Origin of the sequence: Erythrobacter sp., from assembly GCF_039988855.1 — a bacterium.
Lineage (GTDB): Bacteria > Pseudomonadota > Alphaproteobacteria > Sphingomonadales > Sphingomonadaceae > Erythrobacter.
The window spans coordinates 137,394-153,766 of record NZ_JBDXIY010000016.1 but is presented as its reverse complement, the minus strand read 5'-3'; the positions used below and the strand labels follow the sequence as shown (position 1 = coordinate 153,766).

Here is a 16,373-nt window from a genome sequence, read left to right as displayed (position 1 = left end):
GTTAGCCAAATGCTGACTGGGAGGTTTTGTTATGGGCGCGTGGGGGCCTGGATCATTCGACAATGACGATGCGATGGACTTCGCGGGCGAGATCACCTCGCCTGAAGACCTGCTTGGTCCGCTTACACTCGAAAGCCCCGAGCACGATATCGATGCGGAACTTGGCTGCCGGATAATCGTGGTTGCCGAATGCGTTGCCGCGATGAGGGGCTTCCCTTCTCCTCATTTGCCAGATGCCTTGGCCGAACAGGTCACAGGCTTCGGAAGACCAAGCCAGTCGCTTTACTTGCACGCGCGCGATCACCTCGCTGCCGTCCTCGAACGGGGGGAGCTGCTCGGACTATGGTCTGAAGGGGATCCGAGCGAATTTGTCGATGCAGTTCATGAGTTGATTGGCAGGCTCAATCGCCGCGCTTCGCATGTTCCACCGGGACCTACTCCGAAGAAAAAGCCATTTTACGAAGAAGAATGGTTCAAGCAGACCTTGTGCTGCTTCTGCAATACACCCCTCAGCGATGCGGAGTTTGCCAGCGTCGACGCCAAAATCAACGATGGACAAAGCAGCGCCATCGGCTTTTCAGCATGGGCGCACCTGGATTGCCTTAATCGCGCATTACACCACCGTTATCGAATGCGTCCCTTCTCAATGCATCCCGAAGACGTCGGCGAGGACGACACAATCTTCGAGGTGCTCGACGCAAGGCCGACGCTTGAGGACTAGCCCAAAAGCTTCTTGGCCATCGCTCTTACATCCGCGCCCATATCTTCGCGCTCCAGCGCCAGCGCCAAAGTCGCCTCGACAAAGCCAAGCTTGCTGCCGCAGTCATAGCGATTGCCATCGAATGTCACCGCGTGGAACGGCTGGTCGCCGATCATCTTGGCCATGGCGTCGGTCAATTGGATCTCGCCGCCTGCGCCTTTGCCTTGCGTCTCAAGGGTGCGCATCACTTCGGGTTGCAGGATATAGCGGCCTGAGACGATTTTGTTGGACGGAGCCTCGGCAACTGGCGGCTTTTCAACGAGGCCAGTGACTTCGGTAAGAGAACCATTTTCCGCGCCCGGTGCGATCACGCCGTAGCTGGAGACCTCCTCCATCGGCACTTCGAGCACGCTGATCAGATTGCCGCCGGTTTGTTCGTAGGCATCGACCATCTGCTTCATACAGCCGGTGCCGCCCTTTTTGCCGATCATCAGCTCATCGGGCAGGAAGATCGCGAAAGGTTCATCGCCCACAATCGCGCGCGCGCACCAGATCGCATGGCCTAGGCCCATCGGCACTTGCTGACGCACAGTGATGATATCGCCCGGCGTTGCTCTGGTGGAATTGAGCACTGAGAGGTCTTTGCCCCGCTCGCTCATCGTGGTCTCAAGCTCATAGGCGACATCGAAATGCTCGACAATCGCGCTTTTGCCGCGGCCTGTCACAAAGATCATCTGCTCGATCCCGGCCTCGCGCGCTTCGTCGACGGCGTATTGGATCAAGGGCCGGTCAACAATCGGCAGAAGCTCTTTAGGGATCGCCTTGGTCGCGGGCAGGAAACGTGTGCCCATCCCTGCGACGGGAAAGACGGCTTTTTTGATCGGTTTCTGGCTCATGGTGAGTGAATTCGGGTCCATTGCAATTGTGGTAAAAACCGTGCCTTGAGAGGAGCCTCCCGTCAATGATGTGTCAATGATGCGGAAGATTGATGTCGTTCAGTTGCGCGTTAGCGAGGTTTCGTTAAGGCTCGGTGTCATGGACAAATTGATTATCAAAGGCGGCAACCGCCTCTCGGGCACTATTCCGGTCTCTGGTGCAAAGAATGCGGCGCTGACGCTTATTCCGTGTGCGCTTCTAACCGAAGAGCCACTGACCTTGCGCAATTTGCCGCGGCTTGCGGATATTGACGGGTTCCAGCATTTGATGGGCCAGTTCGGTGTGGCGGTGAGCATTCAAGGCAACAATCGCCCCGAAGATTTCGGCCGGATCGTCACCTATCAAGCCGCGCGTGTGACATCCACGGTCGCGCCCTATGATCTGGTTCGCAAAATGCGCGCCTCGATCCTTGTGCTTGGCCCGATGCTTGCGCGCATGGGTGAGGCGACGGTTTCGATGCCTGGCGGTTGCGCGATCGGGAATCGTCCGATTGATCTGCACTTGAAAGCTCTCGAAGCGTTCGGTGCCGAAATTGAGCTTACGGCAGGTTACGTCAAAGCAACCGCTCCTAAAGGGGGGCTTCCGGGCGGCGACTTTGATTTCCCTGTGGTCTCTGTTGGCGCAACCGAGAACGCATTGATGGCAGCCGTCCTTGCCAATGGCACAAGCCGCCTGACGGGCGCTGCGCGTGAGCCTGAGATTGTGGACCTGTGCAATCTTCTGGTTGCCATGGGCGCAGAGATTGAGGGGATCGGATCGTCCGACCTTACCATCCACGGGGTTAAGCGGCTGAACGGTGCCACTTACAAAGTCATGCCCGACCGCATTGAGGCGGGCTCTTATGCCTGTGCCGCAGCCATCACAGGCGGCGAAGTGCGATTGGAAGGGGCAAGCGAGGAAGACATGATCTCCACCCTTTCGGCCCTTCGCACCATTGGTGTGGAGGTTGAGGCGGATAAAAAGGGCGTGACGATCCGCGCCAATGGACCATTGAAACCAGCCGACCTCACCACCGCGCCTTTCCCGGGTCTTGCCACAGATATGCAAGCCCAATTGATGAGCCTCGTCGCCAAAGCGGAAGGCACTAGTGTTCTCAAAGAAACCATCTTTGAAAACCGTTTCATGCATGTGCCAGAGTTGACCCGGATGGGCGCGGACATTGCCACCGAAGGGCGCACCGCCATTGTGAAAGGTCCAGCGGATTTGACCGGCGCAGAGGTGATGGCAACCGACCTTCGCGCATCTATGAGCCTTATCATCGCAGCGCTCGCCGCTGAAGGCGAGACAACCGTGCGCCGCATCTATCACTTGGATCGCGGGTATGAGCGGCTCGAGGAGAAGTTGCAGTTGCTGGGCGCGAACATTGAGCGGGTCGACGATTAAGCAGGAGCGCTAAAGGGTACGTCCCATGCTCACTATTGGCTCTGTCGCAAAGCCAAGTGTCTCGTAGAACTGCACGACAGCGCTGTTGTTGCTGCGTATTTGCAAGTTGACCTTGACGCAGCCGTGCTTTTTCAGCGCATCAAGGGCCGTATTCACCAGCGCCGTGCCGGTTCCATTGTGCCTGCTCGCGGGTGTAACAGCAACACTATAGAGCCAGCCGCGGTGCCCATCCCATCCGGCCATAATTGTCCCAATGACACTGCTATCGTCATCCAATGCGACCCAGAATAATCCATCCGCCTCGGCCAGTTTCTTTGGGATCGCTTGGGAGGCTTTATTTCGGGGTGGATCATCTGGGAATTCGGCGCTCCACAATTGGTCAACTTGCGCGAAATGTTGATCTTCATATTGAACGATGCGCATCACGCGTTCGCCCGAGCTATCAACCACACCCTGATCGCGCTCGCCAATCCCGGCGGGGTGTCCGATTGTATCCGCTCTGCATCAATCTCAGCGACCAGCGTGCTTATCGGCATCTCTGCCTCATCTGCGGATGCTTTTAGCATATCCCAAAACACAGGCTCCAAGCTGATCGAGGTTCGGTGTCCCTCAATCGCAATCGAGCGTTTGACAGGTGGATGATAAGGCACGGTCATTGGCGCCCACTATCATAGGTGGCGGCAAAGCGCCTTAGTGTTCTTTAAGGTGATCCTTACGCCGCCCGCGCTTTCGCTAGCAGCTTTGCAAAACGGCTTTTGCGCATATCGCCAAAGGGCTGCAAGCTCATCGCGCAATGGGCCAATTCCTCGCTTTCGAGTGGGTGCTGGAATTGCAGGCCGTAATGTTCGCCCTCGTTCCAGCGCACCTGCGCCAAGCGCGGTGACATGCCGGGAAGTTCGAAGCTGATGAGGCCGCGCGCGCGAACATCGTCTTTGCTCACAACCTTTGCGCCTTCACATGAAAGGTCGACCAGCCGCGCTTCCATCGCCGCGCGCCCATCCTGGATTCGGGCTTCGCCTTCAACGTTTAAACGCAAAGGGCGCACTGGATGGGGGCTTTCTTCGCGAAGGAACTCTTCCAAAGTAACCGTACAGCCAAAGCGATATCCCGCTTGGCGTGATTGGGCCCAAACCCGCTCAACCGGATAGGTCATACCATTGGCCAATTGCACCAAGGTACGCGGTTCTGGTGGCACGTCGTGCAAGAACCCAAGGCCGATACCTTTTTCGGAAACATCACGAATGAGGCAAAGGTATTCGCCGCTCTGGCACACCAGTTTCGCACGGCGCAGCAGCAAGCTGGCGCGGTGTGACTGGCGCTTTGATTGGCCCTGAGATTGGTCATGCGATTGATGTTGTGATGCACGATCTTCAGGCCCTGAAGCTTGTGAGCCTTTGGCCTGTGAGCCTTTAGATTGTAGGCCTGTGTCTTTTGAGCTCGATTGTTCCACCCTGCTCACTCCCAAAGAGTTGGCGAAAGTGTGATAGGCGGCAGGGCGGTAAAATATCCCATGCCGTTCAAACTTTCGTAACTTATCTTAAAAGAAGTTAGGGGAAGAGGGTTAAGGAAACCCTAAAGTGCGGACTTCCGCTCACCCCAGTAACACACCGTATTGCCCACAAATCGTGTCTGGCTCCCGGCAAAGTGATAACACCAAGTGCCGAGCTTTAGGCAACCGCCGTCCCCTCAAGCTCAATCATAATATCGGGGTGGTACAATTCCTTCACCCCAACAAGGGTTGCGCTAAGCTGTGCGCCGGAGCCTGCATAGACCGGCATGATCTCTTCAGCGGCCTCCATAAAGGCGGGCACGTCGAGCACGTAGATATTCATTCGCACCAGATTGGCTGGCGTCATGTCCGCTGCTTCCAGCGCCTTCACCAACTCGCCCCAGGCGGTTTTGAACTGCGCGACCAAGTCACCGGCGTGAAGCGGCTCTCCTTCAGCATCGGATGAGGTTTGCCCTGACAAATAGAGCGTGCGTTCGCCGCCGCGCACCTCAACCGCGTGATTGAGGCCAAAGTGGGTTAGCCACTCGGTCGGATTGTGTGTTTTAATTTCCATAAGTCCCCCCGAAACGCCTTCTTATAGGGCGTTTCGCCGATTAATACATGTGCTGTCCGCCATTTATGCTCATGGTTGAACCGGTCATAAATGCACCATTGTCGGAAGTTAGGAAAGCAACGCCGCGCGCGATTTCTTCGGCAGCCCCGAGCCGGCCCACCGGGATTTTGGCGACGATCTTTTCGAGCACAGGCTCTGGCACGGCAGCGACCATATCGGTGTCGATATAGCCCGGCGCAATCGCATTGACGGTAACGCCAAACTTCGCGCCTTCTTGCGCGAGTGCTTTGGTGAATCCATGGATGCCGGACTTGGCGGCGGCATAGTTTACCTGACCATATTGACCTGCTTGCCCGTTTATTGATCCGATGTTGACGATCCGTCCCCATTTTCTCTCGCGCATACCAGGGAAGGTGGCCTTCGCCATGTTAAAGCACCCGCCAAGGTTGACGCGCATCACATCGTGCCAATCGTCATAACTCATCTTGTGCAAGGTGCCGTCGCGGGTGATCCCGGCATTGTTAACGACAATTTCGACAAGCCCGTGATCCGCGGCAACTCGCGCACAACCTTCGAGGCAGGCTTCGTGATCTCCAACATCCCATTTGTAAGAAGGTATGCCGGTTTCCTCAGTAAAGGCTGTTGCCGCTGCGTCATTCCCACCATAATTGGCGATGACTGTGTGGCCTTGGCGATTGAGGCGCTGGCAGATCGCCTCACCTATTCCGCGTGTCCCGCCAGTAACGATGGCTACCTTGCTCATAATGGATCCCCTCAATGTGTTGAGGGGCAAGACTAACTATGCCGTAACGTCAGGCAACAAAAAACCCCGCCGAAGCGAGGTCTTGAGTACGATTTTCTCTACGCCCTTATCAGAAGCGGATCTGTGTACCCACATAGACAGCCTGACTGTCTTTGACTGAATTGGTCAGTGGATCGAGGCGATCCAGACGATCACGTTCTTGGCTGAGGCGAACACCAGCGGTCACGTCAAAATTAGGGGAGAGACGGAAGCTACCACCAAGATCGACGGTTTGCGCAGACAGGGCATCGAGAGTGTTGCTCGAACGGCCAGCGGTGCGTTCACCTTCAAGTTCAATCCGCGGTTGAAGGCGGCTCGGTTTATCAACACGGGTAGGCTGAGCAGGCTCAAACTGGGCAAGATCGGGCATGCCCAAATCCTGCAGGCCGCTGCCGGTGATTGTGCGGCCCGACGGCGCGGTTGCCGGAGCCTGCGTGCGGGCAAAGCTGGTGTATCCGCGCGCTGTGCCAAGGTTAAAGCGGTTGGCTTGAACAGCGGCAAGTGTCGTCCCTGTGCCAGGGGCCGTATCAATTGCGGAACGGACCGATATGGCGCGGGCGACATCATTGTCGAGCCGGACCGCGACGGTCACTGTGCGCTCATTGTTGGAATTATTGGTGCCAAGAGGCGTAAAGCGAATGCCGCGTTCGCGGGCTTTTTCAGCAACACGCGCGGCCAACGCCGGATCAACCGAGGTCGGAGTAAACAGCTCAAAAGCAAAAGTGCCGGACGCAATTTCGTTGTCACCAAGGCCGACAACGGCGAGCCCTGCTGATGGCAATGCAAGGGTTAAAGCAGTCGCCATACCCAGAACGGGCCAAGATGGCAGCGACCAAGAGGCGCGCTTGTGCTCGCCCCCTTTTTTGCCTGCTGTCTTGATCGTGCCCTGTTTCACTACTGTTTCACTACTCTTCCAATGGCCTGCACTGCTCTTACCCAGCGCGTTAAACCAAAATCTTCCTGAACCTTTACTGACGATACGTATGGATCGCTTGCTCGGTTACAAAGAGCGACTCGGTCTTTATGTCCACACAAAGTGTTAGAAGTATGACAGTGGTTCCCGCAATCATTTCTGCAAAGTTTCGATCGGTTAACCCTACACCTGTTGCGAACAGCACACAGACTCGTCAGCCAAGGTCGCGAAACCATCAACCATTTCCAACCAAAGACAGGGTAAAAGATAGGGTAATTGCGCGCAATTCATGTGCCATAAAGGGCCGAATTTTTAGCCCCTCTTCATATAGAGCCGAAAGTTGTCGGTGAAAGTGCGCTTGCCGCGAGGGCCCTGCCCGTTATAGAGCAATGCGCAAGACGCTAAGAGGGATATGAATTCGCTGTGACACGCGCAAAACAAGCATTTACCAAAGCCACGAAACTCGCAATCGGCGCGGCCGCTATTACAGGCTTGGCTGCGTGCGGCGGCTCTGAGCGTCCTCGCACTGAACTTGCAGCGGCGCAAATCAACACGATTGGCGTGAACGCTTATCTTTGGCGCGGTGCGCTTGAGACCTTGAGCTTTGCCCCGCTTGCAACTGCGGATAGCAATGGCGGGCTGATCGTGACCGATTGGTACGCGAACCCATCCAACACCAGTGAACGTGTAAAAGTGACCGTCGCGATCCTCGATCAAGACCTTCGCGCTGATGCTCTTCGTGTGACCGCCAACCGTCAGGTTTCTCAAACCGGGACTTGGGTTGATGCGCCAGTACAGGCTGCGACTATCCAGAAGCTTGAGGATATTATCCTCACCAAAGCGCGCGATCTTCGCCGCAAAGCTCTTTCGAGCTCATAATGGGGTGAGGCTCCTAAGAGCCTTTTCCATCAATGTAGACCTAATCAGGGGGCAGCGGTGCGCGGCCCCTTGCGCTCTTTCGTGGGCGCGTTAGCGAGTTTCCCATGACCGATACACGATTCGATCCGTCCAAAGCTGATGGGCGCTGGCAGGGCGCCTGGGAAAAGGCAGGCACGTTCACCGCCGATTCGAACAGCGATAAGCCCAAGTCTTACGTGCTTGAGATGTTTCCCTATCCATCAGGGCGCATCCATATGGGCCACGTGCGCAATTACACCATGGGCGATGTGCTTGCTCGCTATAAGAAAATGCGCGGGTTTGAAGTGCTCCACCCGATGGGTTGGGACGCCTTTGGCATGCCTGCGGAAAACGCGGCGATGGAAAAGAAGGTCCATCCCGGCAAATGGACCTATGCCAATATTGAGGCGATGAAGACGCAGCTCAAAGGCATTGGCTTTGCGCTCGATTGGACCCGCGAATTTGCGACCTGTGACCCGGAATATTACGGGCATGAACAAGCGCTCATCCTCGATATGTATGAAGCCGGCCTGATTAATCGGCGTTCGTCTGAGGTCAATTGGGACCCGGTGGATATGACCGTGCTCGCCAATGAACAGGTGATCGATGGCAAGGGCTGGCGTTCAGGCGCAGAGGTCGAAAAGCGTAAGCTTGACCAGTGGTTCTTGAAGATCACCGATTTTGCCGAAGACCTTCTGGATGGGTTGGGCGATCTTAAAGATTGGCCTGAGAAGGTGAAGCTGATGCAGGAAAACTGGATCGGCAAGAGCTCCGGTCTGGAATTTTCGTTTGAGCTTTCAAACGGGGAAAGCTTGCCGGTTTACACCACGCGGCCTGACACGATTTTCGGCGCTAGCTTTGTGGCGGTTGCGGCTGACCATCCGGTCGCGCAGGCGCTTGCGGGTGACCCAAAGGTCGCGGCATTCATAGAGGAATGCAAGAAAGGCGGCACCACGGCAGCGGCGCTTGAGACGGCGGAGAAGCTGGGCTTTCGAACCGATCTCACGGCCAAGCACCCCTTCACAGGGGAGCCGATGCCGCTGTTCATCGCGAACTTTGTGTTGATGGATTACGGCACAGGCGCGGTTATGGGCGTACCGGGTCATGACCAACGCGACTTTGAATTTGCGACTAAGTACGAGCTTCCCATCACCCGCGTGGTGGCAAAGGATGTGTCGGAAGCTGATGCGCCTATGGGCAATGAGGCGGAGTCCGGTGACGGCGTTATCGTCAACTCTGACTTCCTCAACAGCAAAAGCGTGGAAGACGCCAAGGCCGATGTTATTGCCCGCGCCGAAAATGGCGGCTGGGGCGAGGGCACGACCGTTTGGCGCCTGCGCGATTGGGGCATTTCGCGCCAACGCTATTGGGGCACGCCCATTCCCTTCATCCACTGCGACACTTGCGGGATTGTGCCTGTTCCCAAGGATCAATTGCCGGTCACTCTGCCCGACGATGTGGATTTTGAGACCCCCGGCAATCCATTGGAGCGCCACGCCACATGGAAGCACACTTCCTGCCCCAAATGCGGGGGTGAAGCGCGCCGGGAAACCGATACACTCGACACTTTCACCAACTCTTCGTGGTATTTCCTGCGTTTTGCATCTCAGCCTTCGGACAAGCCGTTTGACGCAGAAGAAATCGCCAAATGGATGCCGGTGGAGCATTACATCGGCGGGATTGAACATGCGATTTTGCACTTGCTCTACGCAAGGTTCTGGACGCGGGCCCTCGCGCACATTGGCAAGTTCGATGTGAAAGAACCCTTCGCGTCGCTGTTTACGCAAGGCATGGTCACGCATGAGACCTACCAGTCTGGTGATGGGGCTTGGCTCTCCCCCGATGAGGTTCGGATCGAAGGCGAAAAGGCCTTTGCATTGGACGGCGGCGACAAGGTGACGCGAGGCCGCGTGATCAAAATGTCGAAGTCGAAGAAGAACGTCGTCGACCCAGACAATATCATCCGAGACTATGGCGCAGATGCTGTGCGCTGGTTCATGCTGTCCGACAGCCCGCCTGAACGCGATCTTCCATGGTCAGAGGCCGGGATCGAAGGCTGCTATCGCTTTGTCCAACGTTTGTGGCGTCTGTTCGATCAGTTCGATGAAAGCACGGCTGGCGAAGACAAGGATCTGGCGCGCCGCGCGCACCAAGCCATCGTGGCTGTGGCCGCCGATATTGAGGCGCTCTCCTTCAATAAAGCGGTTGCGCGCATTTACGAACTCACGGGCGCAGCTGAAAAGGCAAAGCCGTCTGCGGATCGCAATTTCGCCATCCGCGCGCTGCTCCATATGGTCAGCCCCATGATGCCGCACTTGGCCGAAGAGGCTCACACCAAAATGGGCGCAGATGGCCTGATCGCAGATAGCCCATGGCCGGTCCATGACGAGGCCATGCTGGTGGAAGATGAGGTGACCATCGCAGTCCAACACAAGGGTAAATTGCGCGATACTCTCACCGCACCCAAAGGCGCATCGAAAGAAGACCTTGAAGCTATGGCACTGGCCTCTGAGAAGGTTCAGCGTTCACTAGACGGTGCAGAAATTCGCAAAGTCATTGTCGTACCCGACCGTCTCGTTAATATCGTCACATGATGACCTTTCGTGTTTTCTTGATGGCTCTTGCCTTTGCACCCCCTTTGTCAGGGTGCGGGCTCCAGCCGCTTTATTCGGGCGGCGCGTCCAGCGGCGTGGCGCAAGGCCTTGCCGCAATTGATGTGCCTTCGATACCGGGCCGCGATGGCTGGCTCGTTCGCAATGCCCTTCGCGAGCGTTTGGGCGCGGCTGGCGATGTAGGCGGCTATCGTTACCGGTTGGATGTGCGGCTCGACGATGCGCTTGAGGCATTGGGCGTTCTTAACGATGACACGATCAGCCGCGAACTGCGTATTCTTCGTTCGCGCTATCAGTTGGTGGATTTGACGACGGGCGAAATCTTGCTTGATGCAACCGCTGGTTCTGACGCGGGTATCGACGTCGTCTCATCCGAATATGCGACCATCGCTGCTGAACAAAGGGCGCTTGAAAACCTTGCTCAAGAAGTGGCGAGCCGGATGGTGACACGGGTTGCTCTAACGCTCAGGGAGCGTGAGCGCGCTGGCGCCCAATGAAGGCCAAACATTCCGAGTTTGCCCGCGGGCTTCCTCGTTCGGCATCTGGGGCTTCGATCTTCTTCTTTTGCGGGCCCGATGAAGCGGGCGCTTCTGCTGCTGCGAATAAGGTGATCGCGGCGTTCCCTGAAGCAGGCGAAAGAATAGAGATGTCTGGCGGCGATCTTAGACGCGATCCCGCCCTTCTTGGGGACGAAGCGCGTTCGGGTTCGCTCTTTGGAGACAAGCGCCACATTCTTGCTCGTGTTACAGGCGATGAAGCCCATGATGCTCTCAAAGCCTTGATTGAAACGGGCGATGCGGGTGCTGGCGACGCCGCGCCAGTATTGGTTGTCGCAACCTCAGCCACCGACAAATCACGCACCGCCAAATTGCTTGAAAAGCGCGCCGATGCGCTCGTCACCATGTTTTATCCGCCTGATCTACCCAGTGTCGCAGGCGCGGTGAGGGTGATGGCAGATGCGGCTGGATTGCGACTCGGGGGCGATATGGCCGAACGAATCGCGCGCGCCAGCGGCCTCGATGTGCGTCTGGCCCAGTCCGAGGTTGATAAACTGGCGCTCTATTTGGACGCGAGTTTGCAAACACCCAAGACCGCCAGTCCGGAAGATTTTGCAGAAATTGGTGCGCCGACCGAAGATGATGGTTTTGGGCCGATAGTTAATGCGGTTTTTGGCGGAGAGCTTGGGAAGTTGCCAAGCGAACTCAAGCGAATGAAAGAGCTTGGCATCAATCCGGTTGGCCTTTTGTTGGCGCTTGAGCGGCGCGCGGCACAGTTGACGCAAATTACCGCGAAACTGGGTGCGCGGGGGAATTTTGACAATCTGGGCAGAGGTGAAAAAGCCCAGCTCGGCATCTTCTGGAAGGAAGAACGCGAGATACGTCAACAGCTTAGCCGTTGGCCCCGCGTTAAACTCGATCGGCTTATCCCGCGCCTCACTGCCCTTCACCAAAGCTTGCTTTCCAACAGTCAGGCCGCAGAGCTCCTGCTCGCGCAAGATCTTACGCAAATCGCTAGATTTGCCGCGAAACGGTAGCAATATCGGACAAGTGTGACTTTTCGCACCTGCAATAAATTCCCCTCTTACGTACTTTCCGCTAGGGCTTGTTAATAAAGCAACGTTAAGGGTGTTTGCAGGGGCAAACTTTAGAACATGAACGAACAGACCAGTGTGCTGCTTGATGCGGCGCAATCGGAAAAACTGGCGAGACCAATCGCACCATCGCTGGAAAAGCGCCGTTTGCGTACGTTTGCGGTGATGATGCTGGTGGATGCGGTCCTTTTGCACTTGGCGTTTGCGACGGCGAGCTTGATTTACCACGGCGTCTGGTGGCTTCCGAATAATATGATTGCGGCGCAGACCATGCTCCCGGTCTTTTTTACCATTGCTCTCTACAATGGAAGCTATGGCGGACAGGCGCTTGGTGATTGGGTCTTCGCAGTCAAGCGCGCGCTCACCGCGCTTCTTGTTTCGACCGCTCTGGTCAACTTCCTTGCGTTCTACACCAAGTCGAACGCAGAGTTTTCGAGGGTTTCTGTGACTCTTGGCCTCATTTTGTCGGCGCTTGCGATTGTTTCCTTCCGCCGTGTGTTGTTGATGGTGATCGACAAATTCTGGGCGGGCCGGACAACCAATCAATTGGTTATCGATGACGGCGGGCCGAGCTTTGCGGTCGCAAAGGGCCTTACGATTTCGGCATCAGACTATGCGCTTGATCCGACAAGTCACGATCCTTTTATGTTTGACCGGCTGGGCAAGTTGTTGCAAAACCAAGACAAGGTTGTGGTCAGCTGCCCGCGCGAACGACGTGCGCAATGGGCGTTCCTGCTGAAATCTGCAGGTGTGCATGGTGAGATCGTCAGCCAACCTGCGCACGAATTGGGCGCTCTTGGTGTGCAGCATTATGAAACCCAAGATCGAACGACTTTGGTGGTCTCCAACGGCCCTCTGAAACTGCGTTCGCGTATTTCAAAACGCTTGTTCGACACTGCGATTGTGGGCGGCGCATTGCTTGTCTTGTCACCGCTGTTGATCTTGGTTGCTGTGCTTATCAAGCTTGAAGATGGCGGCCCGGTTTTCTTCGTTCAACGCCGTATGGGTCGGGGCAACACCTTCTTCAACATGTTCAAGTTCCGCTCTATGAAGGTGGATAAGAATGATGCTGAAGGTGCGCGTTCTACGGGCCGCGAAGACGATCGTGTCACAAAGATCGGTGCTTTCATTCGCAAGACGAGCATCGATGAACTTCCGCAGCTTATCAATGTGCTCAAAGGCGATATGTCGATTGTGGGTCCGCGACCGCACGCTTTGGGCAGCCGCGCGAACAACAAGTTCTTCTGGGAAGTCGATGCGCAATATTGGCGCAGGCATTGCCTAAAGCCGGGCCTGACCGGTCTTGCGCAAGTACGCGGCCACAGGGGCGCAACTGAGAAAGAAAGTGATCTGACTGATCGCCTTCAGTCGGACCTGGAATATATCTCAGGCTGGTCGCTCAGGCGTGATATCGAGATCGTGTTCAAGACCGCCTTGGTCCTAAGCCACGATAATGCGTACTAATTTTGTGGTACGCTAAAGGTGCCGGTTACCCGGCCTTCTGAGCCTTCTTCGCCAGAGGTCCTGCCACCGGCCGCGCGTCCGTCAACCGTCGAAAGACCGCTGGCCAGATCAATCACCAAACGGCCTCCGCTCAGAGTATCTCCGCCGCGGCTAAGCGAGACATTGCCTGCCATGGTGATGATGCGTTTGTTGAAGTCGTAAACCGCCACATCGCCCGACGCGCGTTCATTGCCGCGTGTCACGACAACGCCGCCGTTTGCGGTAATGCGCTGAACATCGAGCGACCCGTCGTCGGTATAAGTGGCGAGCATACGGTTTGAACGTACCCTAAGACCTGCCTGATTAACGATGACCCCGCCGCTTAAAACAACGCGGTTGGCGCGGTCGTCAAAGTCGATGCTGCCAGCGTCAAAAGAGACCGGAGCGCTGGTGTTGTGTGACGCAAGCCCTTGCGCATGCAGTGTCATACCGCCTGCCATAACCGTGCCTAGGACAAGACCTCCAGCGGCCCAGCCCAAAGCAATCTTACCCATTTTTGCAGAAATCTTGCGTTCCATCACGGTACCCTTAATTCGCCCGGCACCATAGTGAGCCTTGCATTCCCATCAAGCGAGATTGTTCGCGCGTCCAAATTGCCGCGCATTGTATTTGCAGAAAAAGTGCCAGCGGGCACCGCGCCCTCGACACCGTCTGAACCGCTCATTGTGCGGGTCTCAAGATCAAATTGCACTCCAGTTGCCTGTATCGCATAGCCATCCGCGGTGAGCACGCGCATTGTGCCATCCACATCCACCATCTCGCTGTTGATGTCATAGACGCCGCCTGCTGCCGAAAGGCGTGCCGGACCGTCTTCCAAAAGAAGCTGTGCCAGCAGATCCTGCATCCGGACCTTGCCCTCGGCGCTCGAGCGTTGAACCGCCTCGCCTGCGGTGATGGAGAATGGTCTGCCGGAATCGTCGCGCCCCCGGTACATGGCATTGTCGACGCTCAAGCGTTCTTCAATCACGGACACTTTCGTTCGATCAAGCAGAAAGCTGATCTCGCCGCGCGGGGACAAAGGCGTGATAATCATCAATGCCGCCAACACGCCAACGCCCATCGGCAAAGCGCGCGCAAGAAATCCGACAAGCTTATCGTGACTGCCACCCGGCGTCGCAAAGTCTTGCCTTTTGCTTCGTAGCGCTTGTGCGCGCTGGGTTTCGATGCGGCGTTTTATGACCATGGCATGCCAAGCTTACTTGGTGAAACCTTCATTGTGGCTGAATATGTCACGACCATCCCAGCCCGCGATGTCGAGCGCAGCGCGCGTGGGGAGGAAATCAAAACAGCTTTGCGCAATTTCCATTCGGCCTTCGCGTTCCAATCGCACCACAAGTTCGTCGCGCAAGCGGTGCAAGAAACGCACATCGGAGGCCGCATAGTCGCGCTGTGCGTCGTTCAATACAGGCCCGCCCCAATCAGAGGATTGCTGCTGTTTGGAAATGCTCTCACTAAGGAGTTCCTCGGTGAGATTCTTGAGCCCATGCCGGTCAGTATAGGTGCGCACCAGCTTGCTTGCGATCTTAGTGCAAAAAACAGGGCCAGCGGTTACACCCAGATAATATTGGATCGCAGCGAGATCGAAACGGCCAAAGTGATAGAGCTTCACCCTATTAGTATCGGCGAGAATGCGGGTTAGATTGGGAGCCTCATAATCGCTTCCGGGTGAAAAGCGCACAAGGTGCTCATCACCTGATCCGTCCGAGATCTGTACCACGCAAAGCCGGTCACGGTGCGTGATCAGACCCATGGTCTCTGTATCGACCGCTAGATCGCTTGTGCCTTCAAGGACGCCGTCTGGCAGGTCTTCTTCATGAAAATGTACTGTCATATAGTTGCGGCCACTACGCCACATTGGGGCTGAGGGAAAGAGGGGGATAGATCGTAAGCTCTCTCTCGCCTCTGAACGCCTCCTTTGTGTAGCTTCTCGCTTATGGCAAGCGATCAAATCCCAGACAGTTGGCGCAAGGCGCTCGAACCGATGCTATCGGCCCCGGAGGCCCGAAAGCTTGGCGGTTGGCTCAGTGCCGAGGAAAAGGCCGGCAAGGTCATCTATCCTCCCCGCGGAACCCGTTTGGCAGCTTTGGAAGCAACGCCATTGCAAGAAGTGCGCGTGGTGATCCTTGGACAGGATCCCTATCACGGACCAGGGCAAGCGCACGGCCTTAGCTTTTCAGTGCAAGACGGAGTTAAACAGCCGCCTAGCCTCGTCAATATCTTCAAGGAGCTTGAGGATGACCTTGGCATCGCGCGTCCGTTAACTGGGAATTTAATGCCGTGGGCAAAGCAAGGCGTGCTGCTCCTCAACAACACTTTGACCGTGGAAGCAGGCCAAGCGGACAGCCATGCGGGACGCGGATGGGATGCGATTACCGATGCCTGTGTTCAAGCGGTTGTTGAAGGGGGCGCTCCATGCGTCTTTATCCTGTGGGGCAGCCACGCGGCGAAAAAAGCGGGACGGGTCAAAGGGCTTGGCAAAGCCGCGCATCATCTCGTGATCAACTCACCACACCCGTCACCACTTTCTTCCTATCGCGGCTTTTTTGGATCCAAACCTTTCAGTCAAGCGAATGCCTTTTTGGAGAGTATGGGCCGCGGTTCTATAGATTGGTCCTTATGACTGAAGACGAAGCCCGAGCCGCATTACTTGCCCGCCAAGAGGCGTTGGCAAGGGAAGATGCGGCCAATGCGGATGCGCGCGATACGGTCGAGCTGCAACAAGACAGCGTTGGCCGTCTCAGCCGGATGGATGCCCTCCAGCAGCAGGCGATGGCACAGGCAACCGAGCGGCGCAGAGCCGCCGAAGCTGTGCGGATCAAGGCTGCGTTGGCGCGAGTTGACGAAGGCGAATGGGGCTTTTGCATGGGCTGCGGCGAAGAGATTGCCGAGGCGCGTTTGCGCCATGATCCCAGCATTCCAACTTGTATAAAATGCGCAGCGCAATAGCCTTTGAATTGGTCGTTGAAGAGCTGG

The 16,373-nt window shown here is 56.3% G+C and carries 19 protein-coding genes; 9 read left to right on the top strand and 10 right to left on the bottom strand.

Annotated elements, in window-relative coordinates:
• The first annotated feature begins 31 nt into the window (after positions 1-31).
• Positions 32-721: a DUF4259 domain-containing protein gene (locus ABJ205_RS08410; RefSeq protein ID WP_348159969.1), complete on the top strand. Its 690-nt coding sequence runs from the start codon at positions 32-34 to the stop codon at positions 719-721.
• Here the strand turns inward: ABJ205_RS08410 and galU are convergent.
• Positions 718-1,596 (bottom strand): UTP--glucose-1-phosphate uridylyltransferase GalU, encoded by an 879-nt coding sequence (gene galU, locus ABJ205_RS08405; RefSeq protein WP_348160008.1) that lies wholly within the window; start codon positions 1,594-1,596, stop codon positions 718-720. The two genes, ABJ205_RS08410 and galU, sit on opposite strands and share 4 nt — an antisense overlap.
• Positions 1,597-1,735: 139 nt before the next feature.
• Here galU and murA point away from each other — a divergent pair, with 139 nt between their 5' ends.
• On the top strand, positions 1,736-3,019 hold the full coding sequence (gene murA, locus ABJ205_RS08400; protein WP_348160006.1) for a UDP-N-acetylglucosamine 1-carboxyvinyltransferase: 1,284 nt from the start codon (positions 1,736-1,738) through the stop codon (positions 3,017-3,019).
• Positions 3,020-3,028: 9 nt separating this feature from the next.
• On the opposite strand, the gene ABJ205_RS08395 is transcribed toward murA, so the two are convergent.
• The 6 genes from ABJ205_RS08395 to ABJ205_RS08370 all read right to left on the bottom strand — a co-directional run bounded on the left by ABJ205_RS08395 (position 3,029) and on the right by ABJ205_RS08370 (position 6,779).
• The gene (locus ABJ205_RS08395) at positions 3,029-3,469 is read right to left on the bottom strand and encodes a GNAT family acetyltransferase (protein ID WP_348159967.1); all 441 of its coding nucleotides are present in this window, start codon (positions 3,467-3,469) and stop codon (positions 3,029-3,031) included.
• Complete coding sequence (locus tag ABJ205_RS08390; RefSeq protein WP_348159965.1) at positions 3,442-3,675, bottom strand: ribbon-helix-helix domain-containing protein; 234 nt, start codon at positions 3,673-3,675, stop codon at positions 3,442-3,444. The genes ABJ205_RS08395 and ABJ205_RS08390 overlap by 28 nt, the downstream gene beginning before the upstream one ends.
• Before the next feature lie 56 nt (positions 3,676-3,731).
• Positions 3,732-4,469: a PilZ domain-containing protein gene (locus ABJ205_RS08385; protein ID WP_348159963.1), complete on the bottom strand. Its 738-nt coding sequence runs from the start codon at positions 4,467-4,469 to the stop codon at positions 3,732-3,734.
• 217 nt (positions 4,470-4,686) lie between these two features.
• On the bottom strand, positions 4,687-5,082 hold the full coding sequence (locus tag ABJ205_RS08380; protein WP_348159962.1) for a RidA family protein: 396 nt from the start codon (positions 5,080-5,082) through the stop codon (positions 4,687-4,689).
• 40 nt (positions 5,083-5,122) lie between these two features.
• Positions 5,123-5,845 (bottom strand): acetoacetyl-CoA reductase, encoded by a 723-nt coding sequence (gene phbB / locus ABJ205_RS08375; RefSeq protein ID WP_348159960.1) that lies wholly within the window; start codon positions 5,843-5,845, stop codon positions 5,123-5,125.
• A 109-nt stretch (positions 5,846-5,954) separates the two neighbouring features.
• On the bottom strand, positions 5,955-6,779 hold the full coding sequence (locus tag ABJ205_RS08370) for a hypothetical protein (RefSeq protein WP_348159958.1): 825 nt from the start codon (positions 6,777-6,779) through the stop codon (positions 5,955-5,957).
• Between the two features lie 486 nt (positions 6,780-7,265).
• Between ABJ205_RS08370 and ABJ205_RS08365 the strand changes: the two genes are divergently transcribed.
• From ABJ205_RS08365 to ABJ205_RS08345, 5 genes are all read left to right on the top strand, one after another.
• Complete coding sequence (locus ABJ205_RS08365; RefSeq protein WP_348160004.1) at positions 7,266-7,676, top strand: DUF3576 domain-containing protein; 411 nt, start codon at positions 7,266-7,268, stop codon at positions 7,674-7,676.
• Between the two features lie 104 nt (positions 7,677-7,780).
• Positions 7,781-10,288 carry a leucine--tRNA ligase gene (leuS, locus tag ABJ205_RS08360; protein WP_348159956.1) on the top strand — a complete coding sequence of 836 codons (2,508 nt, stop codon included), beginning with the start codon at positions 7,781-7,783 and terminating at the stop codon, positions 10,286-10,288.
• Positions 10,288-10,803: an LPS assembly lipoprotein LptE gene (gene lptE / locus ABJ205_RS08355; protein WP_348160003.1), complete on the top strand. Its 516-nt coding sequence runs from the start codon at positions 10,288-10,290 to the stop codon at positions 10,801-10,803. The genes leuS and lptE overlap by 1 nt, the downstream gene beginning before the upstream one ends.
• Positions 10,800-11,840, top strand: a complete 1,041-nt coding sequence (gene holA / locus ABJ205_RS08350; RefSeq protein ID WP_348159954.1) for a DNA polymerase III subunit delta — start codon at positions 10,800-10,802, stop codon at positions 11,838-11,840. The genes lptE and holA overlap by 4 nt, the downstream gene beginning before the upstream one ends.
• A 117-nt stretch (positions 11,841-11,957) precedes the next feature.
• Positions 11,958-13,361 (top strand): exopolysaccharide biosynthesis polyprenyl glycosylphosphotransferase, encoded by a 1,404-nt coding sequence (locus ABJ205_RS08345; protein ID WP_348159952.1) that lies wholly within the window; start codon positions 11,958-11,960, stop codon positions 13,359-13,361.
• Here the strand turns inward: ABJ205_RS08345 and ABJ205_RS08340 are convergent.
• Genes ABJ205_RS08340 through ABJ205_RS08330 form a run of 3 tightly spaced genes read right to left on the bottom strand, consistent with a single transcriptional unit; the run spans position 13,358 to position 15,231 of the window.
• A complete protein-coding gene (locus ABJ205_RS08340) occupies positions 13,358-13,918 on the bottom strand; it encodes an LptA/OstA family protein (RefSeq protein ID WP_348159951.1) in 561 nt (186 codons plus the stop codon). The genes ABJ205_RS08345 and ABJ205_RS08340 overlap by 4 nt on opposite strands.
• On the bottom strand, positions 13,918-14,583 hold the full coding sequence (gene lptC, locus ABJ205_RS08335; protein WP_348159949.1) for an LPS export ABC transporter periplasmic protein LptC: 666 nt from the start codon (positions 14,581-14,583) through the stop codon (positions 13,918-13,920). The genes ABJ205_RS08340 and lptC overlap by 1 nt, the downstream gene beginning before the upstream one ends.
• A gap of 12 nt (positions 14,584-14,595) precedes the next feature.
• Positions 14,596-15,231 carry a ribonuclease D gene (locus ABJ205_RS08330; RefSeq protein WP_348159947.1) on the bottom strand — a complete coding sequence of 212 codons (636 nt, stop codon included), beginning with the start codon at positions 15,229-15,231 and terminating at the stop codon, positions 14,596-14,598.
• 102 nt (positions 15,232-15,333) lie between these two features.
• Here ABJ205_RS08330 and ung point away from each other — a divergent pair, with 102 nt between their 5' ends.
• Positions 15,334-16,020: a uracil-DNA glycosylase gene (gene ung / locus ABJ205_RS08325; RefSeq protein WP_348159946.1), complete on the top strand. Its 687-nt coding sequence runs from the start codon at positions 15,334-15,336 to the stop codon at positions 16,018-16,020.
• Positions 16,017-16,346, top strand: a complete 330-nt coding sequence (locus tag ABJ205_RS08320) for a TraR/DksA C4-type zinc finger protein (RefSeq protein ID WP_348159944.1) — start codon at positions 16,017-16,019, stop codon at positions 16,344-16,346. Before ung ends, ABJ205_RS08320 begins: the two co-directional genes overlap by 4 nt.
• The last annotated feature ends 27 nt before the right edge of the window (positions 16,347-16,373 follow it).